General features: G+C 44.8%; 20 protein-coding genes. 17 read left to right on the plus strand and 3 right to left on the minus strand.

Annotated features, from left to right (window positions below; all coding sequences use genetic code 11):
- Positions 1–110: 110 nt before the first annotated feature.
- Positions 111–560: a low molecular weight protein-tyrosine-phosphatase gene (locus tag V1U08_RS17095; RefSeq protein ID WP_330471072.1), complete on the plus strand. Its 450-nt coding sequence runs from the start codon at positions 111–113 to the stop codon at positions 558–560.
- A gap of 235 nt (positions 561–795) precedes the next feature.
- On the opposite strand, the gene V1U08_RS17100 is transcribed toward V1U08_RS17095, so the two are convergent.
- Positions 796–2,355: a SulP family inorganic anion transporter gene (locus tag V1U08_RS17100; RefSeq protein WP_014232500.1), complete on the minus strand. Its 1,560-nt coding sequence runs from the start codon at positions 2,353–2,355 to the stop codon at positions 796–798.
- A 323-nt stretch (positions 2,356–2,678) separates the two neighbouring features.
- On the minus strand, positions 2,679–5,780 hold the full coding sequence (gene rne / locus V1U08_RS17105; RefSeq protein WP_330471073.1) for a ribonuclease E: 3,102 nt from the start codon (positions 5,778–5,780) through the stop codon (positions 2,679–2,681).
- Positions 5,781–6,420: 640 nt separating this feature from the next.
- On the opposite strand from rne, the gene rluC reads away from it, so the two are divergent.
- Complete coding sequence (gene rluC / locus V1U08_RS17110; RefSeq protein ID WP_065297085.1) at positions 6,421–7,365, plus strand: 23S rRNA pseudouridine(955/2504/2580) synthase RluC; 945 nt, start codon at positions 6,421–6,423, stop codon at positions 7,363–7,365.
- 56 nt (positions 7,366–7,421) lie between these two features.
- Here the strand turns inward: rluC and V1U08_RS17115 are convergent, their stop codons facing one another.
- Positions 7,422–8,003, minus strand: a complete 582-nt coding sequence (locus V1U08_RS17115; protein WP_243974176.1) for a Maf family protein — start codon at positions 8,001–8,003, stop codon at positions 7,422–7,424.
- 149 nt (positions 8,004–8,152) lie between these two features.
- Between V1U08_RS17115 and yceD the strand changes: the two genes are divergently transcribed.
- The 15 genes from yceD to V1U08_RS17190 all read left to right on the plus strand — a co-directional run bounded on the left by yceD (position 8,153) and on the right by V1U08_RS17190 (position 21,350).
- Entirely contained in the window at positions 8,153–8,677 is a 525-nt protein-coding gene (yceD, locus tag V1U08_RS17120) for a 23S rRNA accumulation protein YceD (RefSeq protein WP_014232496.1), read from the plus strand.
- Between the two features lie 59 nt (positions 8,678–8,736).
- Positions 8,737–8,907, plus strand: coding sequence for a 50S ribosomal protein L32 (rpmF, locus tag V1U08_RS17125; RefSeq protein ID WP_014232495.1), 171 nt, complete (start codon positions 8,737–8,739; stop codon positions 8,905–8,907).
- 10 nt (positions 8,908–8,917) lie between these two features.
- Positions 8,918–9,943 carry a phosphate acyltransferase PlsX gene (gene plsX, locus V1U08_RS17130; protein WP_329350817.1) on the plus strand — a complete coding sequence of 342 codons (1,026 nt, stop codon included), beginning with the start codon at positions 8,918–8,920 and terminating at the stop codon, positions 9,941–9,943.
- Between the two features lie 5 nt (positions 9,944–9,948).
- Positions 9,949–10,899, plus strand: a complete 951-nt coding sequence (locus V1U08_RS17135; RefSeq protein ID WP_020335643.1) for a beta-ketoacyl-ACP synthase III — start codon at positions 9,949–9,951, stop codon at positions 10,897–10,899.
- A 76-nt stretch (positions 10,900–10,975) separates the two neighbouring features.
- Positions 10,976–11,899 (plus strand): ACP S-malonyltransferase, encoded by a 924-nt coding sequence (gene fabD / locus V1U08_RS17140; protein WP_020335642.1) that lies wholly within the window; start codon positions 10,976–10,978, stop codon positions 11,897–11,899.
- Between the two features lie 41 nt (positions 11,900–11,940).
- Positions 11,941–12,675, plus strand: a complete 735-nt coding sequence (gene fabG / locus V1U08_RS17145; protein ID WP_065297672.1) for a 3-oxoacyl-ACP reductase FabG — start codon at positions 11,941–11,943, stop codon at positions 12,673–12,675.
- A gap of 247 nt (positions 12,676–12,922) precedes the next feature.
- The gene (acpP, locus tag V1U08_RS17150) at positions 12,923–13,156 is read left to right on the plus strand and encodes an acyl carrier protein (protein WP_004406112.1); all 234 of its coding nucleotides are present in this window, start codon (positions 12,923–12,925) and stop codon (positions 13,154–13,156) included.
- 93 nt (positions 13,157–13,249) lie between these two features.
- Positions 13,250–14,500, plus strand: a complete 1,251-nt coding sequence (gene fabF, locus V1U08_RS17155; protein WP_014232490.1) for a beta-ketoacyl-ACP synthase II — start codon at positions 13,250–13,252, stop codon at positions 14,498–14,500.
- Between the two features lie 125 nt (positions 14,501–14,625).
- The gene (pabC, locus tag V1U08_RS17160; protein ID WP_330471074.1) at positions 14,626–15,441 is read left to right on the plus strand and encodes an aminodeoxychorismate lyase; all 816 of its coding nucleotides are present in this window, start codon (positions 14,626–14,628) and stop codon (positions 15,439–15,441) included.
- The gene (mltG, locus tag V1U08_RS17165; RefSeq protein WP_243974174.1) at positions 15,438–16,454 is read left to right on the plus strand and encodes an endolytic transglycosylase MltG; all 1,017 of its coding nucleotides are present in this window, start codon (positions 15,438–15,440) and stop codon (positions 16,452–16,454) included. Before pabC ends, mltG begins: the two co-directional genes overlap by 4 nt.
- Entirely contained in the window at positions 16,451–17,083 is a 633-nt protein-coding gene (gene tmk, locus V1U08_RS17170; RefSeq protein WP_330471075.1) for a dTMP kinase, read from the plus strand. Before mltG ends, tmk begins: the two co-directional genes overlap by 4 nt.
- Positions 17,084–17,108: 25 nt before the next feature.
- A complete protein-coding gene (locus V1U08_RS17175; RefSeq protein ID WP_330471076.1) occupies positions 17,109–18,071 on the plus strand; it encodes a DNA polymerase III subunit delta' in 963 nt (320 codons plus the stop codon).
- Positions 18,062–18,829, plus strand: a complete 768-nt coding sequence (locus V1U08_RS17180) for a TatD family hydrolase (RefSeq protein WP_330471077.1) — start codon at positions 18,062–18,064, stop codon at positions 18,827–18,829. The genes V1U08_RS17175 and V1U08_RS17180 overlap by 10 nt, the downstream gene beginning before the upstream one ends.
- A 446-nt stretch (positions 18,830–19,275) precedes the next feature.
- On the plus strand, positions 19,276–20,892 hold the full coding sequence (locus V1U08_RS17185) for a PTS transporter subunit EIIC (protein WP_020335632.1): 1,617 nt from the start codon (positions 19,276–19,278) through the stop codon (positions 20,890–20,892).
- Positions 20,892–21,350 (plus strand): hypothetical protein, encoded by a 459-nt coding sequence (locus V1U08_RS17190; protein WP_014232483.1) that lies wholly within the window; start codon positions 20,892–20,894, stop codon positions 21,348–21,350. Before V1U08_RS17185 ends, V1U08_RS17190 begins: the two co-directional genes overlap by 1 nt.
- Positions 21,351–21,820 lie beyond the last annotated feature (470 nt).

The following is a 21,820-nucleotide window of genomic DNA, read 5'->3' on the forward strand; positions in this document are numbered from 1 at the left end:
ATTCCTTTTATTACACCCAAGGTTCGGTGTTAACTTGGGCTAGTCGTATTATGTCGCTATGATAGATCAACAAGTGATTCAGAAAAACCACCGATAATTCAGGGAATAAAATGAAGAGAATACTCGTTGTTTGTATGGGAAATATTTGTCGTTCACCGACCGGAGAGGCGGTAATGAGAGCGAAAGCAAAAGAGCTTGGTGTTACGGTAGAGGTTGATTCCGCAGGGACAATTGGTTATCACGCAGGAAATTCACCAGACACGCGCGCGATGGCGGCAGGTAAACTGCGAGGCTACTCTTTTAAAGGCATGAAAGCATGTCAGGTCAAAAGTGAAGACTTCGAGTACTTTGATATGGTATTGGCGGCGGACAAAGCCAATTTAGCTGATCTTTTGGATAGTTGTCCTGTTGAACACCGTCATAAACTCTCGTTGTTTCTCAGCCACTCTGATTCCAGCTATGACGAAATTCCTGACCCATACTACGGTGGAGACGATGGCTTCGAGTTGGTGTTGGATTTAATTGAAGAGGCATCAGAAGTCATTTTGAAGAAGTTGTAACTTCTAATATCAATCACAGTAAGTAAGTGATCAGAAGTAGTGTAGGAAAAATGCTTGAGAACAAGGCAGAATTTTTCGACAAGTAGCTATTCTACAATCAAAAATGATAACGCAGTTATCGAGTATTTTAACACGCTAGAATGACCAGGTATTTACTACGATTGGTATAATATCCAACCAAATAAAAAAGGGATGAGTTCGACTCATCCCTTTTGCTATTTATTTTTCAATGCTATTAGCCCGCTAACAAGTCGGTTGCAACTTTGTAGCTAGGGTCTTCTTTAACATTGATTTCTACCAGACTGCCCGCTTTATCGAGAAGTTTACGGCAGTCCGGGCTTAAGTGGCGCAGATGAAGTGTCTTGCCAAGAACCGCGTAGCGTTCTGCCAGCGTTTCAATCGCTTCTATCGCCGAGTGGTCAGTCACTCGTGAGTCAGCAAAGTCGACAATAATATCTTTCGGGTCGTCTTGCGCGTTGAACAGCTCAAGGAAGTTCGCAGCAGAACCAAAGAAGATAGGGCCGTGGATTTTGTATTCTTTTGAACCTTCTTCGTTCAGGCATGTGTCAGCGTAGATGTGCTTAGCATGCTGCCAGGCAAACATAAGCGCTGAAGCGATAACACCGACGCCTACAGCAACAGCCAGGTCGGTAAGTACGGTCACAACAGTAACCAGTACGATAACGAAGAAGTCCTGTTTTGGTACGCGGCGCGCCAGTTTAAATGTCGCCCATTCGAATGTACCGATGACAACCATAAACATCACACCAACAAGTGCAGCGAGAGGAATCATCTCGATCAACGACGATGCGAACAGAATAAACATCAACAACGCAACTGCGGCAACGATACCAGAAAGACGACCACGACCACCTGAGTTTACGTTGATCATCGATTGACCAATCATCGCACAACCACCCATCGCACCGAATACGGAACAAGTCATGTTAGCCATGCCTTGGCCAATACATTCACGGTTAGACTGGCCGCGTGTGTTTGTCATTTCATCCAATACTGTCAGCGTCAATAGTGACTCGATCAGACCGATTGCAGCCAAAATAATCGCGTAAGGCAAGATGATTTGCAGAGTTTCAAGCGTGAATGGCACCATTGGAATAGAGAATGTTGGCAGAGAGCCCGCTAGGGTTGCTGCTTCATCACCAGACATTGTGCGCAAGAAGTCAACGACGGTACGGGTTTCAAGATCCAAACCAACCACTAGCGCGGTAACCGTTACGATAGCGACCAGCGAAGATGGTACTGCTGTTGTGATTTTAGGTAAGAAATGAATGATCGCCATTGTCAGTGCAACCAAACCAAGCATTAGCATCATCTGGTCTTGTGGTAACCAAGTCAAAATGCCGTTGATGTCAGGCGCTTTAAATTGGCCAAGTTGAGCCAGGAAGATAACGATAGCTAAGCCGTTTACGAAGCCGATCATCACTGGATGAGGAACGATTCGGATAAACTTACCTAACTTGAACAGACCAGCGGCAACCTGAAGAATACCCGCGAGCATAATCGCTGCGAATAGGTATTGGACACCGTGGCTGGCAACAAGAGATACCATTACAACGGCCATTGCGCCTGTTGCACCGGAAATCATGCCTGGGCGACCACCAAAGATAGAAGTGATCAAGCCAACGATAAATGCAGCGTAAAGACCAACCATTGGGTCTACACCAGCAACGAATGCGAATGCGACTGCTTCAGGAACCAATGCTAACGCTACGGTCAAACCTGAGAGCACATCATTTTTTACAGAGTGCTTTGAAAATTGCGGAAATTCGAACATGTTTGTTTTAAGTTCTCGTTGAGATGAGTTTATCCCGACACATATTCTTATTTGCACAAGCCACTGAGAGGTGGGTTTGTCATCCGCTCACTCAGTGTAAATCGGAGTAGTAAAGGAGTGGCATTAGAATGGTGTCGAAAACTTTAGTCGGCGAATGCTACCGAAAAGTGTGATTAAGTTCAAGAATGACACGTATATTGACCCACAATTGTGATCGGTCATTGATATTAAATTGAACAATGAAAGTTGATTCAGCGGAAAGTAAAAAAGGCTGCCATTTGGCAGCCTTTTTAGTTTCTTTTCAGCTAATTACTAACTCAAAACTAGTTGAAGTTTGGTTTAGTCATCGCTGCAGAAGCTCGGTTTTTCGCTACTTGACTACCAGCGCCTTTAGGCTGGTAGCGGTCAGCTTTAAATGGCGCCGCAGCAACTTCAATTTCACGCAGCTCTTGAGGACCCGGAGCTTTTGTCATTGGTGCACTTGCGTTTGGCTTAGCGACCGCTTTGGTCACGTCCACGACAATTTCTTGAACTTCAGCAGGAGCTGGTGCTTTCACCTCTTCTACTTCTACCGTTTCAGTGGTTTCGGCAACAGTTTCAACTACTGGTTCTACAGGTTGCTCTGTTGTCGTTTCTGCCACTGGTTGAGTTACTTCAACAACAGGTGCCTTTTCTTCAACGATTGGTGTCGCAGGTGCTTGCTCAACAACAGCAGGTTCAGTAACCACTGGTTCAACAACAGGTGCTTCAACTTTAACCGCTTCTTGAGCTTTAGGCTCTGCAACGACTGGCAGTTCGCGGCGGATAATCACTTTACCCATTGCCATTTCAGGACAAGCGAAACCACCTTGCATTGCCGGTACTGCAGCGACTACTGCTTCTTCCTTAACTTGCTCTTCCTTCTTAGGCGCTGGTTTTGGAATGTAACGTGGCATCACTTTACCCATTGCCATCTCTGGAGAGGCAACACCACCTTTGCGTAGGCGGAATGGGTTAGGACGACGATCGCGACCACGACGACGGCGTTGACCACTTGCACGCAGGTGACGCGGTGAACGACGATTACGACGTTGCTTTGACTCGGCTTGCTTGTTTTCTTGCTGAGTTTCTACTGCTTCTACTACTGGTTTCTCTACTGGTGCTTCAACAGATTCAGTAGCTTTAACTAGTGTTTCTTCAGCTTGCTCAGCAGCCTGCTGATCTTTAACGCGAACAGATTTGTTTAGTTTACGACGTTGGCGACGTTCTTTAACTTTTTCTGCTTTAGCGCTAGCGTTTGGCTTCGCTTTGCTGCTTTCTGGTTTTGTTTCAGAACGAGCTTCGGCTGCAAGTTGAAGGCCTTTTTCCGCTACTTTTGCATTCGCTTTTTGCTCTTGAGCATTTTCTGCTTGTTGAGCTTTAGGCTTACGCTTCTGGTTACGGTTTTGCGGTTTATTGCCGGTTGCTTGGCCAGCTGCTTGTTGCTGCTGAGTATCATTCTGCTCAGTAGCTTGCTCGTCGCGAGGCTTACGACGGCGACGGTTATCGCGGTTATCTCGATTATCTCGATTATCGCGGTTATCGCGGTTATCACGTTGATTACCACGACGGCGATCGTTGCGATCTCGCTTGTTACGCTTGTTGTCGCGACTAGGCTTTTTCTCTTCTTGTTGCTTAGGCTCTTCTTTTACTTCTTGAGAACCGCCGAATAAGAAGCTACCAAGCGCTTTGAATAAACGGCTAAACAGACCAGGTGAAGCTTCTTTCTTCACTTCTTCGCTTTCCTTCTTCTTCGCCACAGGTGCTGGCTTAGAAGCTGGAGCAGGTGCAGATTGTGAAGGTGCAGCAAAGCCCTTAAGTACTGGTTCTTCTAATCGTTTAGGTTTGATGTCCGTTTCTACAGGATCTTTACCTTCTGCTTCTTTCAACGCTTCCAGTTTCTTAGGAAGTAGGTAAGAAATCAGATCAAATTCTTCGCCTTCACGGACACGAATCACTTCGAAGTGCGGTGTTTCCATATCAGAGTTAGGAACAACCGTGATTTTCACTTCTTGAATGCGTTCGATGTGGTTAACCGAACGACGTTTTTCGTTCAACAGGTAAGAGGCGATTGGCACTGGGACGACAGCCAATACTTGCGCAGTATTGTCTTTTAGTGCTTCCTCTTCGATTAGACGAAGAACAGAAAGCGCTAGAGATTCGTTGTCACGAACAACACCCGTACCACTACAACGTGGACAAATGTGGTGGCTCGCTTCTGCAAGAGAAGGGCTCAAACGTTGACGAGACATCTCCAACAAACCGAAACGAGAGATACGACCAATTTGTACGCGAGCACGGTCTAAACGAACAGCTTCACGTAGACGGTTTTCTACTTCACGCTGGTGGCGAACAGGTGTCATGTCGATAAAGTCGATAACAACCAGACCACCTAGGTCACGTAGACGTAGCTGACGAGCGATCTCATCGGCTGCTTCTAAGTTAGTGTTCAGTGCTGTCTCTTCGATATCTCCGCCTTTAGTTGCGCGAGCAGAGTTGATATCGATAGAAGTCAATGCTTCTGTTGGGTCGATAACAATTGAACCACCAGATGGCAGGCGCACTTCACGTTGGAAAGCAGATTCAATCTGGCTTTCGATTTGGTAGTGGCTGAACAGTGGCACTTCGCCGTCGTATTTCTTAACTCGGTTAATAAAATCAGGGCGAACCAATTGAATGTGCGCTTTTGCACGCTCATAAATGGTGTTGCTATCGATGAGGATTTCACCAATATCACGACGTAGATAGTCACGAATTGCGCGAACAATAACGTTACTTTCCTGGTGGATCAGGAATGGAGCAGGGTTAGAGTCTGATGCATCTTTGATCGCTCCCCAGTGGTTTAGTAGTACGTTCAAATCCCATTCAAGTTCTTCTGCACTCTTACCAACACCTGCGGTACGCACGATCAGACCCATGCCTTGTGGCAGTTCTAATGTGCTTAATGCAGCTTTTAGTTGAGTACGCTCGTCACCTTCGATACGGCGAGAGATACCGCCAGCTCGAGGGTTATTAGGCATAAGAACAAGGTAGCTACCTGCTAGAGAAATGAAAGTAGTCAGAGCTGCGCCCTTGCTACCACGTTCCTCTTTTTCCACTTGTACAATTACTTCCTGGCCTTCGGTCAGCACTTCTTTAATGCTTGGACGGCCTTGGTAGGTGTAACCTTCTGGAAAATATTCGCGGGCAATTTCTTTGAGAGGGAGGAAACCGTGACGCTCAGCACCGTAATCGACGAATGCGGCCTCTAAGCTTGGTTCAATACGTGTGATACGTCCTTTGTAGATATTCGCTTTTTTTGATTCATGTCCTGGACTCTCGATATCAAGATCGAAAAGTCGCTGGCCATCAACCAGAGCGACACGCAACTCTTCTTTTTGAGTTGCGTTAATTAACATTCTTTTCATTGAAAATTCTCGTTGTCTTTTCTTTTATATCTTTCTTGTCGACTTGCCACTGTTTGGTCGCTTTTCCACGGTGCCTGATCCCATGACTTATATTTTGCAGCCTCCCGGCTGGAAGGGGATGCTCTAGGACACTTCAGTTATCACAAATCTCTTTAGGTTTCTGTCGGAAACGCAGACTTGTGACCCGCTATTAGGGCGGTAGGTACTCAACGTGAATATGCGAGGAGTAGGGTGGCAAGTGTGTTGAATTCAACGTGTCTTACGCCAATTGCAGCACCTGACTTTCAACGTTCTACTCACACTGCTTGAGGAGTAATGAATGGTAGTGAATAAAATGTAACCAAACCTTCCTTAGCAGCTGTGAACTATAGCAGTGCACGTCGCTATCAGCAATCTGCTTTGGTGCAAACGATAGAAAAATTGCCACAAAATTCAAATTTTGTAATTTATAACTGGCTGTTTCCTAAACAATTGAATCGTGTAAAGTGATGAAGACACAAAACAAACCTAAATCTTGACAGAGAGTTTTAATAATTTAAACAAAAGCTTGGGCGATTTCAGACCAGTCTGCGCTGGCAAGTGTTTCTTTTGCAGAAAGAATAATGTGAAGTCACGAGTATTTGCGTTTACAATAGCGCGCATGAGCGAAATAAGAACTAAAGTCCAGTTTGTCGACATCGATGAAGACATGGCGGGTCAGCGCATTGATAACTTTTTGCGCAACCAATTAAAAGACATTCCGAAAAGCATGATTTATAGAATCGTGCGAAAGGGAGAGGTACGCGTTAATAAAAAGCGTATTAAAGCAGAGTACAAACTAAAAGCGGGCGATCTGGTTCGTATTCCTCCGGTTACTATGGAGAAGAAAGAAGACGACGTAGCGCCGAGCACGAAACTTAATCGCGTTGCTGAGCTTGAAGATATGATCATTTTTGAAGATGACCATATGCTAATTCTCAACAAACCATCCGGGACCGCAGTTCATGGCGGTAGTGGATTGAAGTTTGGTGCGATAGAAGCGCTGCGTGCTTTACGTCCTGACGCACGTTTTCTTGAGCTTGTGCATCGTATTGACCGTGATACCTCTGGCATTTTACTTGTGGCTAAAAAGCGTTCAGCGCTTCGCCACCTACAAGCACAGTTCCGAGCTAAAACAGTGAAGAAGTTTTACTTTGCACTGGTGATGGGGCAGTGGAAAAGCAGTTGTAAAGTGGTTAACGCGCCATTGTTGAAAAATGAAGTAAACAGCATCGTTCGTGTTAATCCAAACGGTAAGCCATCTGAGACACGCTTTAAGATCTTGGAGAAGTTCGAACAGGCGACCTTGATTCAAGCGAGCCCGATCACCGGGCGTACACACCAAATTCGTGTCCATACGCAGTACGCCGGACACCCAATCGCTTGGGATGACCGTTATGGTGACCGCCGTTTTGATGCTTACACTGGTCAGTATGGTCTGGATAGGTTGTTCCTTCATGCGGCGAATATTAAGTTCCAGCACCCTTCAAATGATGAATGGATGGAAATTAACGCGAAGATGGAACCTAAGTTAGAGAAAGTGCTGGCTGGTTTAAGAAAAGCTTAACGGTATTTTTCTCGCTTAAACTAAGGGAGCCATTGGCTCCCTTAGTTCTATTTGAGTTAAAGGACATCAAACCCTTGAACACGCAACATATCAATCAAGTCAATGAGTGGTAGCCCGACAAGCGTGTTCGGGTCTTTCCCTACAAGCTTGTTGAACAAGCAAATCCCCATTCCTTCACTTTTGAAACTGCCTGCGCAGTAAAATGGCTCTTCTCTGTCTACATATCGTTCGATTTGTTCACGAGTTAAATCCCGGAAGTGAACTTCGAAAGTATCGTAACCAACTTCGGTATGGTTAGTTGCAGTATTATGTACGGCAAGGCCAGTATAAAAAGTAATCACGTTTCCACTTTGCGCAAGTAGCTGCTCGATGGCATTTTCACGATTGAGTGGTTTCCCAACGATCTTATCGTTAATCACACAAACTTGATCGCTACCGACGATTAGGCTTGGTTGATCTGTTGTACAAGACGTCGCTTTATTCGCGGCTAACCGCATCACAAGTTCTACAGGTTTTTCGTCGTCTAACGGAGTTTCATCGCAATCAGGTGACAGGCAAATAAACGGTACTGAGAGTTTTTCCATCAGTTGTCGGCGAAAAGGGGAAGTTGAGGCTAAAACCAGTTGGTAATTTTTCATTTTGAATTACAATTTGCAGGAGCATTTCCGATAGGATAATCGATCAAAAATGATTCTGGCTAATGCTCTGTATGTTAAGCGTAAAAAAGTACAACTTTTTTGCCTTTTTCTTTGACTAATTTTGATTTGGAAGATAAGATTCGCGCCCTATGCAAAAGGTAAAAATACCGCGAACGGTTGATCCGGCGAAGGCGGCACAGAAACGATTGGATTACGATGGCATCATCCAAGCTAGTCTTTTCAAACGCTTAGCGGAAGCAACTGAAGGCGTAAAACGCGACGCAGAAGTCTCATTGTCATTTGAGATAGATGAACAGCGACTTGTTGTTATCTCTGGTAAAGCTAACATCGAAGTCGAATTAGAGTGTCAGCGTTGTAATGAGGTATTCACACATCAGTGTGAAGTTGAATTCCTTTACACTCCTTACTACGGTGAGAAGACAGAAGAGGAAGCACCGGAAATTTATGATTTGGTAGATCTAAATGAGTACGGTGAATTAGACCTTATACAACTGGTTGAAGATGAGTTCATCTTAGCATTACCTCAAATTGCGATGCACGATGAAGCGGATTGTAGCGTTGATTCAAATAACATGGTTTTTGGTGAGCTTCCTGAAGAAATTGAGGAAAAGAAACCGAATCCATTCGACGTTTTGAAAAGTCTGAAAAAGTAATAGGTGTGGTAGCCGATTCTTCTTCAGGTTTTTAACCCAATAGTATAGGAGTAGGGTCAATGGCCGTACAGAAAAACCGTAAAACTCGTTCTAAGCGCGGTATGCGTCGTTCACACGATGCGCTAACTACAGCTGCTCTATCTGTAGACGCGACTTCTGGTGAAACTCACCTACGCCACAACGTAACTGCTGAAGGTTACTACCGTGGCAAGAAGGTTATCAACAAGTAAGGTTGAACCTTTGCAAACTATTACCGTTGCACTTGATGCAATGGGCGGGGATTTCGGTCCTCGCGTAACAGTGCCTGCCGCCGTGCAGGCACTGTCTCATTTCCCAGAGCTAAAAGTGATCCTTATTGGTGATCAATCCTTGATCACGTCTGAATTATCTCAATTTGGTGCTTCTACCCAATCTCGTTTGACTATTCTCCATACGGAGAAAGTAATTTCTAACTCAGAAAAGCCCTCTTTAGCACTACGAAATAGCCAAAATAGCTCGATGCGTAAAGCCATCGATCTTGTTTCCGAGCAAAAAGCCGATGCTTGTGTCAGTGGTGGTAACACTGGTGCTTTGATGGCGCTGTCACGTTTTATTCTCAAATTGTTACCTGGCATTGATCGTCCTGCTTTAGTGTCTGCATTGCCGACAATCAGCGGAAAGCGCACTTGGATGTTGGATCTGGGAGCGAATGTATCTTGCGATGCCGATAGCCTGTTCCAGTTTGCCGTGATGGGCAGCGCGTTGGCTGAACAGCACCTGGGTCATCCCGCTCGCGTAGCGGTTCTTAATATCGGTGCAGAAGAGATAAAAGGGAATGATCTCGTTAAGCGCTGTGCAGAAATGCTTTCTCAAACCGACGCAATTAATTTTGTTGGTTATATTGAAGGTAATCAAATATTGCATGACGTTGCCGATGTCATCGTTTGTGATGGATTTGTTGGTAACGTATGCTTAAAGGCCAGCGAGGGAACAGCACAACTTTTTATCGAAAAAATTAAAACCAGTATGATGGCGTCTACGATAAAGGGTTGGATTGCTAGAAAGTTGTTTTCTCGGCTATTTAATGAACTAAAAACACTGAACCCCGACCAGTATAACGGCGCAAGTTTGCTAGGATTGCGCGGCATTGTCATTAAAAGCCATGGAAGTGCTGATGTATCTGCAATTGTCAATGCACTTGGAGAGGCAGTACACGAGGTCAAACGACAAGTACCAGGCCGTATTAGCGATCGTTTGGAAGCGGTTTTACTCGAGAGGCATTATTAGTCTTCATGTATAGCAAAATTTTAGGTACTGGCAGCTACCTGCCATCTCAGGTGCGTACTAACGCAGATCTAGAGAAAATGGTAGATACAAGTGATGAGTGGATTGTTGCTCGCACGGGTATTAAAGAGCGTCGAATCGCAGCAGAAGATGAAACTGTCGCTGACATGGCATTCTACGCAGCTGAAAACGCTATCGATATGGCAGGTATAGATAAGAACGACATCGATCTTATCATTGTAGCTACTACCAGCAGTAGCCATACTTTCCCTTCATCTGCGTGTCAGGTGCAGGGAAAGCTTGGCATTAAAGGATGTCCGGCTTTTGACTTAGCCGCTGCTTGTTCTGGCTTTGTTTATGCTCTATCTGTAGCTGACCAGCACATCAAAACAGGTATGTGTAAAAACGTATTGGTGATTGGTGCAGACGCATTGTCAAAAACATGTGACCCTACTGACCGTTCTACCATTATTCTGTTTGGTGACGGCGCGGGTGCCGTTGTTGTTGGAGCAAGTGAAGAACCTGGCATCATCTCTACTCACATATACTCGGATGGTCAATTCGGTGAGCTTTTGAGCTTACCAGTGCCTGAGCGTGGTAAAGATGCTGACAAATGGCTTCACATGGCTGGCAACGAAGTATTCAAGGTTGCAGTAACTCAATTGTCTAAATTGGTTAAAGACACTCTTGAAGCCAACAACATGCACAAGTCTGAGCTAGACTGGCTAGTACCGCACCAAGCGAACTACCGAATTATCTCAGCGACAGCTAAGAAACTATCAATGTCTTTGGATCAAGTTGTATTGACCTTAGACAAGCATGGTAATACATCGGCAGCGACCGTTCCGACAGCGTTGGATGAAGCGGTGCGCGATGGCCGCATCAAGCGTGGACAAACTTTGCTACTAGAGGCATTTGGTGGCGGTTTTACTTGGGGCTCTGCTCTGGTGAAGTTCTAAGTTTCACGAGTATTCAAAATTTAAGGTGCACTTAAGTGCATCTTATTTCTTTTTACATTGCTTAAAGGAAAACAACATGAGCAAGTTTGCTATCGTATTTCCAGGCCAAGGTTCTCAAGCAGTAGGTATGCTGGCTGAGCTTGGCGAACAATATGACGTAGTAAAACAAACATTTGCAGAAGCATCTGACGCACTAGGTTACGATCTATGGGCGCTTGTTCAAAATGGCCCTGCTGAAGACCTCAATCAAACGTTCCGTACACAGCCTGCATTGTTAGCGTCGTCTGTGGCTATTTGGCGTGTATGGCAAGAACTTGGTCTTGAGCAACCTGCAAACCTAGCAGGTCACAGCTTGGGTGAGTATTCAGCACTAGTATGTGCAGGTGTGATTGACTTTAAAGAAGCAATCAAACTGGTTGAGCTTCGTGGTCAGCTAATGCAAGAAGCTGTACCAGCAGGCACTGGCGCAATGTACGCAATCATTGGCCTAGATGATGAATCTATCGCAAAAGCGTGTGAAGAAGCAGCGCAAGGCGAAGTGGTATCTCCGGTTAACTTCAACTCTCCTGGTCAAGTTGTTATCGCTGGTAGCAAAGATGCAGTAGAGCGTGCTGGTGCATTATGTAAAGAAGCTGGTGCGAAGCGTGCGCTTCCTCTTCCTGTTTCAGTGCCTTCTCACTGTGCTCTAATGAAACCTGCGGCAGAAAAACTGGCTGTTGCTCTAGAGTCTATTGAGTTTAATGCGCCACAGCTTCCAGTGATCAACAACGTTGATGTGGCGGCTGAAACTGATCCGGCAAAAATTAAAGACGCGCTTGTTCGTCAGCTACATAGCCCAGTTCGTTGGACTGAGAGCGTACAGCTGATGAGTGAGCAAGGCGTAGAGAATCTTCTTGAGCTTGGTCCTGGCAAAGTGTTGACAGGTCTAACAAAACGTATCGTGAAGACACTAAGTGCAGCGGCTGTTAACGACGTAGCGTCGTTAGAAGCGGCTAAATAATTTAGCGTTAAGACACGATAACAAAAGGAAAACACAACATGATGAATCTAGAAGGTAAGATCGCTCTAGTGACTGGCGCAAGCCGTGGCATTGGCCGTGCGATTGCTGAACTTCTTGTTGAACGTGGTGCAACAGTTATTGGTACTGCGACGTCTGAAAGTGGCGCAGCTGCTATCAGCGAATACCTAGGCGAAAACGGCAAAGGTTTGACACTTAACGTTACTGACGTTGAGTCTATCGAAGCGACACTAAAAACCATCAATGATGAGTTTGGTGTAATCGATATTCTAGTAAACAACGCAGGTATCACTCGTGATAACCTACTAATGCGTATGAAAGATGATGAGTGGAATGACATCATCGATACTAACCTGACACCAATTTTCCGTATGTCTAAAGCGGTATTGCGTGGCATGATGAAAAAGCGTGCGGGTCGTATCATCAACGTAGGCTCTGTAGTGGGTACTATGGGTAATGCAGGCCAAGCTAACTACGCAGCAGCAAAAGCAGGTGTGATCGGTTTCACTAAATCGATGGCTCGTGAAGTTGCTTCTCGTGGTGTAACAGTAAACACTGTTGCTCCAGGTTTCATCGAAACTGACATGACTAAGGCATTAAATGACGAGCAACGTGCGGCAACTTTGTCTAACGTTCCTGCAGGTCGTTTGGGTGATCCTCGCGAAATTGCATCAGCAGTAGCTTTCCTTGCTTCACCTGAAGCAGCGTACATTACTGGTGAAACTTTGCATGTAAATGGTGGCATGTACATGGTTTAATACGACAGTTTCGGCAAAATAAGCTATTTTACATTGTGAAGAATAGCTTATAGTTGCACTTTACTGTCATGAACTTGTCATGCTTATGCGCAAGATTTGTGCATGATTTAAGTCAAAAATGTATTGAAATTCGGTTAAATTCGCTAATTTTGTGGTTTGACCAGCAAGGACCCCCTTGCAACTTTCAATAGTTCGAATAAACTACGGAATCATCGCATTAGGCGAAATCTGTAAAGGAAAAGAAAAAATGAGCAACATCGAAGAACGCGTAAAGAAAATCATTGTTGAACAGCTAGGTGTAGACGAAGCAGAAGTTAAAAACGAAGCTTCTTTCGTTGACGATCTAGGTGCTGATTCTCTAGACACTGTAGAACTAGTTATGGCTCTAGAAGAGGAATTCGACACTGAGATTCCTGACGAAGAAGCTGAGAAGATCACTACTGTTCAAGCTGCAATCGACTACGTAAACAGCGCTCAGTAATTATCTCTCCCAGGCGGTCTCCTAGACCGCCTGTGTTCTTTCTAACTTCTTCTATCCTCTCATAGAAATATTCAATTCCCGGAGAATTATATCGTGTCCAAGCGTCGTGTAGTTGTCACTGGCATGGGTATGTTGTCACCGGTAGGCAACACAGTAGAATCATCTTGGAAAGCCCTGCTAGAAGGTCAAAGTGGTATTGTGAATATCGAGCACTTTGATGCTACGAACTTCTCAACTCGTTTTGCAGGTCTTGTGAAAGATTTCGATTGCACAGAGTACATGTCTAAGAAAGATGCTCGTAAAATGGATTTGTTTATCCAGTACGGCGTCGCAGCAGGTATGCAAGCAATTGATGACTCTGGCTTACAAATTACCGAAGAAAACGCGGCTCGAGTTGGTGTTGCCATCGGCTCAGGTATTGGTGGTCTGGAACTGATTGAATCAGGTCACACTGCGTTAGTAGACAAAGGCCCTCGCAAAGTTAGCCCATTTTTTGTTCCTTCGACCATCGTAAACATGGTTGCAGGTAACCTATCTATCATGCGTGGTCTTCGTGGTCCAAACATCGCGATTTCTACTGCATGTACTACTGGTCTGCATAACATCGGCCATGCTGCTCGCATGATCGCTTATGGCGATGCTGATGCTATGGTTGCTGGTGGTTCTGAAAAAGCGTCAACACCGTTAGGTATGGCAGGCTTTGGTGCTGCTAAAGCGCTATCTACTCGTAACGACGAACCTCAAAAAGCGTCTCGTCCATGGGACAAAGGCCGTGATGGCTTCGTTCTTGGTGACGGCGCTGGCATTATGGTACTTGAAGAGTACGAACATGCTAAGGCTCGCGGTGCTAAGATCTACGCAGAGCTAGTTGGCTTTGGTATGTCGGGCGATGCTTACCACATGACCTCTCCAAGTGAAGATGGTTCAGGTGGTGCATTGGCGATGGAAGCTGCAATGCGCGATGCTAAAATCGAAGGTACACAGGTGGGTTACGTAAACGCACATGGTACTTCGACTCCTGCTGGTGATGTGGCTGAAATCAAGGGTGTGAAACGTGCTCTTGGTGAAGAAGGCGCTAAGCAAGTTCTAGTCTCTTCGACGAAGTCTATGACAGGTCACCTACTGGGTGCTGCTGGCTCTGTAGAAGCAATCATCACGGTTATGTCTTTGGTTGATCAAATTGTTCCGCCAACCATTAACCTGGATGATCCTGAAGAAGGCCTGGATATCGACCTTGTGCCGCATACAGCGCGCAAAGTTGAAGGTATGGAATACGCAATCTGTAACTCGTTTGGCTTCGGCGGTACAAACGGTTCTTTGGTATTCAAAAAGTTCGCTGAGTAACATTTGTTTTCAGAGTAACACTGTCTAACTCAATTTAGATAAGTGGAACTTGTATTCTAACGGCTCGATGCTTAGCATTGAGCCGTTTTGTTTTATTTGATAGCCACAAATTTTAAGGTAGCCGAATGTTTTGGGTAAATGGAATTCCACAAACACATGTCTCATTGAGCGATCGTTCCTTTCAATATGGTGATGGGTGCTTCTCGACAATCCTGACTAAGAAGGGACAGTTGGTATATTGGCCTGAGCATGTTGCGAGGATGGAAGCCTGTCTTAAAGCGTTACACATTCCTTTCCCCGATTGGCAAGTCGTTTTTGAATGGGCCACTAATGCGGCTTTGTCAGATGATGATGCGGGTGTGAAAATTCATATCAGTCGTGGCGCAGGTGGGCGCGGATACAGCCCGTATGGCATTGAAGGGCCAACCGTGACCATTTCTAATTTTCCTTTCCCTAGTCATTACGCTGTCTGGCAATCAAATGGTGTAAGCCTTGGCGTGTGTGAAACTCGCTTAGGTATTCAGCCGCTACTTGCTGGTCACAAGCATAATAACCGCTTAGAACAGGTGCTCGCGAAATCTGAAATTGACGGGACCGAGTTTGCCGATGCAGTAACGTTAAATGTGCAAAATCATGTCATTGAAACTACAATGGCCAACCTTTTTTGGGTTAAAGATAATTATGTTTACACACCTGATTTAAGTTTGTCTGGTGTTGCCGGTGTCATGCGTCGTAAGGTGCTTGAATTTTGCTCGGCGAATAGCATCAATGTGAAGGTAGACGCCTTCTATCTTTCTGATGTGCTCAATGCCGACGAAGTCTGGATGTGTAACTCATTATTAAGTGTGGCTCCTGTAACGAGCATTACAACACAAAATAAGAAAAACGTATTTCCGATTGGAAAACTGACTCAACGACTGCAAGGGAAGTTAACTACGTGATTAAAAAACTATTGGCTGTTGTTGTACTGATTGCTTTGATTGGTGCAGCAGGTGTTTTTTACGTTGTTTCACAGGCGAAGCAATACGTAAATAAGCCAATTCTACTTGAGCAACCACAGCTATTTACGGTAGAAAATGGTACAAGCTTTAACCAAATAATACGTAACTTGGTGAAAGCAGAAGTTATCGAGTCTTCTGAATATACTCGTTTTATTCCGCGTCTTTATCCGGAACTGTTACAAGTCAGGGCAGGGACGTATCAACTCGAGCCTAACATGTCGCTTTATCAAGCGTTAGAGCACCTCAACACAGGCAAAGAATATCAGTTCGCGATTACTTTTGTAGAAGGCAGCCGTTTTTCTGAATGGTTGGCCTTGCTAAAAGAAGCACCTTACGTACAGCATGATTTGACGGCACTCTCTGAAAAGGAGATGGCGGCTAAGCTGGGTATTGAACGTGAAAAGCTGGAAGGGCTATTCCTAGCAGAAACATACCATTACACTGCTGGTACCACAGAAAGCCAGCTACTAAAGCGTGCGCATCAGAAATTAAATAGCATACTTGATGCTCAATGGGCGTCACGTCAGGAAAAACTGCCTCTTGAAGATAAATACCAAGCTTTGATTTTGGCTTCAATTATCGAAAAAGAGACCGCGATTGATTCAGAGCGTGAGCGTGTTGCATCGGTGTTTGTTAACCGTTTGAACAAGCGTATGCGTTTGCAAACGGATCCGACAGTGATTTACGGAATGGGCGATGAGTATGACGGCAATATTCGTAAAAAAGATCTGCGCACGCCAACTCCATACAATACGTATGTCATTAGTGGGTTGCCGCCAACGCCAATTGCCATGGCGGGAGAAGCGTCAATCGTTGCGGCGTTGAACCCTGAAGAGAGCGCCTACTTATACTTTGTCGCAAGCGGAAAGGGCGGACATGTGTTCAGCAAATCCCTTGCGGAGCATAATCGTGCCGTAAGAGCCTATTTAAGAGAACTAAGAAAGAATAAATGATGAAAGCGAATTTTATTGTCATAGAGGGCCTGGAAGGCGCGGGTAAAAGTACTGCGATTCAAACTGTGTTAGATACTCTTAAAACTGCAGGTATCGAAAATATTGTCAATACTCGTGAACCCGGTGGCACACCGCTCGCAGAGAAGATGCGCGCGCTAGTCAAAGAAGAACACGAGGGTGAAGAGCTTCAGGATATGACGGAATTGCTGCTGCTTTACGCAGCACGTGTTCAGCTTGTAGAGAACGTCATCAAGCCAGCTCTAGCTAGCGGGCAGTGGGTCGTGGGTGACCGTCATGATATGTCTTCTCAGGCGTATCAGGGTGGTGGTCGTCAGATCGATGCATCACTTATGAAAAACCTTCGTGACACAACTCTTGGTGATTTTAAACCGGCTCTGACGCTTTATATGGATATCGACCCTCGAATTGGTCTGGAGCGTGCTCGTGGTCGCGGTGAGCTTGACCGTATCGAAAAGATGGACATCAGCTTCTTTGAGCGCACACGTGAACGTTACTTGGATATTGCCAATAGTGATCCATCGGTGGTCGTGATCAATGCTGAGCAGTCGATTGAGAAAGTGTCTCATGATATTCAAGAGGCGTTGAATGAGTGGTTATCGCGTCAATAAGCGCGAACGAGGATTTAAATGACTCATGTTTAATGATTTTCCATGGCTCAACCCTATTTGGGATAATCTAAAAGCGGGTTTAGACTCAGACCGAATTCCCGGCGCTTTATTGATACAAAGTGAGCCTGGTTTGGCCGTTGAACAACTCGTTGAGCGTTTTAGTCACGCGCTTCTGTGTCAGAACTACAGTAGCGAAGCTTGTGGCTTTTGCCATAGCTGTCAGCTTGTTCAATCGCAAAGTCATCCAGACTTGCACTGGGTTAAACCAGAGAAAGAGGGCAAAGCAATAACGGTTGATCAGATCCGTGCTTGTAATCGCCTTGCACATGAGTCATCACAACTCAACGGTTATCGTTTATTTGTTATTGAACCTGCGGACATGATGAATGAGTCGGCGTCTAATGCGTTGTTAAAGACGCTTGAAGAGCCAGGAGAGAAGTGCTTGTTCTTGCTTGTCACGCATAATCAAGAGCGCTTACTTCCGACGATACGTAGCCGCTGTCAGCATTGGGTCGTTACCCCACCGTCGACTGAGCAAGCCATGCAGTGGCTAAGAGAAAACGGAGCATCCGATTTTCCTGCTTATGCGTTGAAGCTTAATATGGGGTCACCAATAAAAACGCTAGCGGCAAAAAGTAGTGGTGAATTGGATGAGTATTTGACATTCGAACACGACTTCATCGAAGCGATGACATCTGTTGTTGCAGACTTATCACGATGCGCGTCTTACATGGCGAAGAATCCTGACAACGCTATAAACTGGGCCTGGTATTTGCTCACCGATGCACAAAAGCTTCAATTTGGTGTTTCCGAAAGCGATCTTTTACCGGGAGCTCACCAGCTTCAGCAAACAAACTACAACGGTTTATATTCATCAGCGAACAAGTTGATGGAACTCAAGGCTCAACTGCAAGCATTTCCGGGCTTAAACGTTGAGCTATTATCTATGAATTGGTTAATTGAATCACGAGAGGCATTATGTTCGTAGATTCGCATTGTCATTTGGACAAACTGAATTACGACGATCTCCACACTAGCGTGGAAGACGTTATTAACAAAGCCAAACAGGCTAATGTGACAGAGTTGCTCTCTGTAGGGGTGACTTTAGACTCGTTTCCTAACATGTTGGAAATGATTACGCCACACGAGAATGTTTACGCTTCTTGTGGCGTTCACCCTCTGGATGTAGAAAGTGCATTTTCTCTGGATACACTTCATCAGCACGCTTCACACAATAAGGTGGTGGCGATTGGTGAAACGGGTCTCGATTATCACTACAAGCCAGAAACGGCGGCGTTACAAAAAGAACGTTTTGAGCAGCATGTTGAACTTGCGGTTGAACTTAATAAGCCACTGATTATCCACACGAGAAACGCTCGTGCAGATACATTAGATATTCTGCGCAACGGTGGAGCAGAGAAGTGTGGTGGAGTGATTCACTGCTTTACGGAAGATCTCGCTTTTGCTGAAGCCGCGTTAGATTTAGGCTTTTACATCTCTATTTCAGGGATCGTCACTTTCCGTCAAGCAACGGAACTCAAAGAAGTGGTGAAGACACTTCCTTTGGACAAGCTACTTATTGAAACTGACTCACCTTATTTAGCACCCGTTCCTCATCGAGGCAAAGAGAATCAACCAGCCTATGTTGTCGAGGTGGCAGCTTACATCGCGCAGCTTAAAGGGGCTTCTCTTTCAGAGGTTGCACAAAAAACTACCGAAAACTTTAGAAATCTTTTTTTACGATAGATATAAAGATTTTGATAAAAAAGGGGCATTTGCCCCTTTTTTTTATATCAAATTACCGTCTTATATATATAAACCTGATGAGTTAACTGATTTTGTTGATTTTGCGGTGTCAAATTAATCGGGCTTTATTTTGTGATAAAAAGTAACAATGATGGCTATTTTATTTACTCTTTAAAATTAATGTTGTTAATTAATAAATTCAAATAAATCAGCGTCTTATATTAGATGTAATGCATTGCTTAGAGGCTTTTGGATTGTGATCTGCATATTACTTTGAAACTAATCTCAAGCATCCGCTAGAAACCGGTACCAGTTACGAGATATATTTAGAGCCGGAAAATATATCGCGTCCGCGGTTATATATTCCATAGAGGCTAGCATTCAGGCTGCGGGGGTGTGCCGCTAGCCCTCTAACTATTCTAAAAATTCTATCAGGAGCAAAACTAATGAAAGGTTTCTTTAGTAAACTTTCGCAATCCATTATGCTGCCCATCGCTTTGCTACCAGCTGCGGGTATCATGTTGGGTATCGGGGGTAGTTTTACTAACCCAACAATGATCGAAGCATACAACATCGATGTGCTTCAAGACGGAAGTCTGTTAAACAGCTTCCTACAAGTTATGACTGCTGCTGGCGGTATTGTATTTGCAAACCTTCCAGTAATGTTTGCTCTAGCGATTGCTGTTGGCTTCGCTCGTGCAGAAAAAGGTGCTGCAGCACTAGCGGCTCTTATCTCTTACTTGGTTATGAACGTAGCTATCGCTAAAACGCTAGTCGTTGCAAACATGATCAACGCTGACGCAAACACTGTTATCCTTATGGGTAGTGAATACGCGGGTGTCTTGGCTGATACGCTAGGTATTGCTAATACGCTAAGTATGGGTGTGTTTGGTGGTTTGATCGCTGGTGCAATCACTGTTGTTCTTCATAACAAATACCACGATGCAAAACTGCCTGATTACCTAGGTTTCTTCGGCGGTGCTCGCTTTGTTCCTATTATCAGTGCTTTCGCAGCGCTGTTCTACGGTATCGTTCTGACTTTCATCTGGCCATTCTTTGGTGCTGCGTTCGGCGCTATCGGTGCGGCACTAGGTGAAATGACAGCATCTGGCCACGGCTACATTGCTTCTTTCATCTTCGGTGTTATCGAGCGTTCTCTAATTCCTGTAGGTCTGCACCACGTATTCTACTTGCCACTTTGGCAGACAGAAATCGGCGCGACAGCAGAAGTTGCTGGTGAAGTGATCAAAGGTACACAAAACGTCTTCTTCGCATCTCTAGCGTCTGGCGATTTCTCTCAGTTTACTTCTACTAACTTCATGACTGGTAAGTTCCCGTTCATGATGTTTGGTTTGCCAGCTGCGGCATACGCGATGTACACACTAGCGGATGACGAAAACAAGAAAGCAGCAGGTGGTCTACTGTTCTCTGTAGCTCTAACTGCATTCCTAACGGGTATCACAGAGCCAATCGAATTTACATTCCTATTCCTATCTCCAGCGCTTTACTACGCGATCCACGTGCCATTGGCTGGTGTATCGTTCATGCTGATGGATATGCTGAATGTTAAAGTAGGTATGACGTTCAGTGGTGGTTTCATTGACTTCTCACTATTCGGTATCCTTCCTGGTGTAACTGGTGTTGAAAACCACTGGTACTACATTCCTCTAGTGGGTATCGCATACGCGTTCGTTTACTTCTTTGTTTTCCGTTGGTTTATCGTTAAGTTCGACATTAAAACTCCGGGTCGCAAAGGCAGCGCAGTAGCGGTTGTATCTAAGAAAGACTACCACGCAGCGAAAGGCGGTGCTGGTGACAACCAAAAAGCAAAAGACATGATCGAAGCACTTGGTGGTGCTGAGAACATCGTTGACGTTGATGCTTGTATCACTCGTCTACGTATCACTGTGAAAAGTGGTGCTGAAGTTAAAGATAACGATTACTGGACTCAGGAGCTTGGTGCTCGTGGTCTAGTTAAAGTTGGCGACACTGGTATTCAGGCTATTTACGGTGCTGAAGCTGCTGGTTACAAAGCTCAAATTAACTCGCTACTTGGTAAATAATGAGTATTGGTGACAAATTTCGTAGAACAGGCGCATTCGTTGTCGACCTGATGATAGCTAAGATGTTTACTCAGGTCGTCTTGTCTGTTCTCGCACTTCTCGTGTCTAGTTTATGGAGCGATAAGGTTTCGGGCTTATCACTCAACGATGATATGGCTCTGCCGGTTTTATTGGCAACGGTAGTGATTATGCTGTTGACCTATATCGGCATCTACCTAGGATACTGCGCGGTTTGTTTTAAAATGATAAACAAGTCGCTAGGTAAGTATCTGCTTCAAGTAGAGAACAGTCGCGGGATTGCGCAACTTGATTTGTCATCATATTTATCTCGTGAAAGAGAGAAGATTGTATATTTTCTTGCAACGCTAGGGCTTTATGCAGCGTACTCAGCGATACAGTTTTACATGTATGACAGAGAACCTTTGCATGAGGTCCACGCCCAGCAAGCTCAGAAGTAACATTTCTTTCTAGTAAAAGCCCGCGATAAGTCAGCGGGCTTTTTTATATTCTAAAAAGCCTAAACTCATCATCCCTTCATTTTTAATTTATTCTCGATTTCAGCATCCTAAGTGCTATTTATCGCCTATGCTTCTGATAGATTTTTTCGTCAATTTATAGATCTGGTGTTTATTGAACTCATAATTGACGCTGCGATTTTGTCTACTTTATTCTTTTAGTGATATTCGCCGTATTTATATTTACCAATAAGGCATTGATAGGCGGTATGAGTCGCATTTTTTAGAGTAATTTGCCAATCAATTTGTTGTTTTCGTGATCTTGAAAGGATTATTGTCATCGAACTTTGAGGGTTATCAATAATATATTTTGAGCCATAAAATATACTCAATTTGTGGTTACATCTTAATTGGGTGCTAACATTTAGGCTACGGGGGGTGGCCGTTAGTACCCAAATAATACTTATATACTT

This window comes from Vibrio sp. YYF0003 (assembly GCF_036350715.1).
Lineage (GTDB): Bacteria > Pseudomonadota > Gammaproteobacteria > Enterobacterales > Vibrionaceae > Vibrio > Vibrio natriegens.

Bases quoted from the DNA above. Each gene is read 5' to 3' on its own strand.
- rluC (WP_065297085.1), top strand. From the start codon at position 6,421: ATGAGCGAAATAAGAACTAAAGTCCAGTTTGTCGACATCGATGAAGAC.
- V1U08_RS17135 (WP_020335643.1), top strand. From the start codon at position 9,949: ATGTATAGCAAAATTTTAGGTACTGGCAGCTACCTGCCATCTCAGGTG.
- pabC (WP_330471074.1), top strand. From the start codon at position 14,626: ATGTTTTGGGTAAATGGAATTCCACAAACACATGTCTCATTGAGCGAT.
- tmk (WP_330471075.1), top strand. From the start codon at position 16,451: ATGATGAAAGCGAATTTTATTGTCATAGAGGGCCTGGAAGGCGCGGGT.
- V1U08_RS17175 (WP_330471076.1), top strand. From the start codon at position 17,109: ATGTTTAATGATTTTCCATGGCTCAACCCTATTTGGGATAATCTAAAA.
- rpmF (WP_014232495.1), top strand. From the start codon at position 8,737: ATGGCCGTACAGAAAAACCGTAAAACTCGTTCTAAGCGCGGTATGCGT.
- V1U08_RS17185 (WP_020335632.1), top strand. From the start codon at position 19,276: ATGAAAGGTTTCTTTAGTAAACTTTCGCAATCCATTATGCTGCCCATC.
- V1U08_RS17095 (WP_330471072.1), top strand. From the start codon at position 111: ATGAAGAGAATACTCGTTGTTTGTATGGGAAATATTTGTCGTTCACCG.
- V1U08_RS17100 (WP_014232500.1), bottom strand. From the start codon at position 2,355: ATGTTCGAATTTCCGCAATTTTCAAAGCACTCTGTAAAAAATGATGTG.
- V1U08_RS17190 (WP_014232483.1), top strand. From the start codon at position 20,892: ATGAGTATTGGTGACAAATTTCGTAGAACAGGCGCATTCGTTGTCGAC.
- yceD (WP_014232496.1), top strand. From the start codon at position 8,153: ATGCAAAAGGTAAAAATACCGCGAACGGTTGATCCGGCGAAGGCGGCA.
- fabG (WP_065297672.1), top strand. From the start codon at position 11,941: ATGAATCTAGAAGGTAAGATCGCTCTAGTGACTGGCGCAAGCCGTGGC.
- acpP (WP_004406112.1), top strand. From the start codon at position 12,923: ATGAGCAACATCGAAGAACGCGTAAAGAAAATCATTGTTGAACAGCTA.
- V1U08_RS17180 (WP_330471077.1), top strand. From the start codon at position 18,062: ATGTTCGTAGATTCGCATTGTCATTTGGACAAACTGAATTACGACGAT.
- fabD (WP_020335642.1), top strand. From the start codon at position 10,976: ATGAGCAAGTTTGCTATCGTATTTCCAGGCCAAGGTTCTCAAGCAGTA.
- V1U08_RS17115 (WP_243974176.1), bottom strand. From the start codon at position 8,003: ATGAAAAATTACCAACTGGTTTTAGCCTCAACTTCCCCTTTTCGCCGA.
- rne (WP_330471073.1), bottom strand. From the start codon at position 5,780: ATGAAAAGAATGTTAATTAACGCAACTCAAAAAGAAGAGTTGCGTGTC.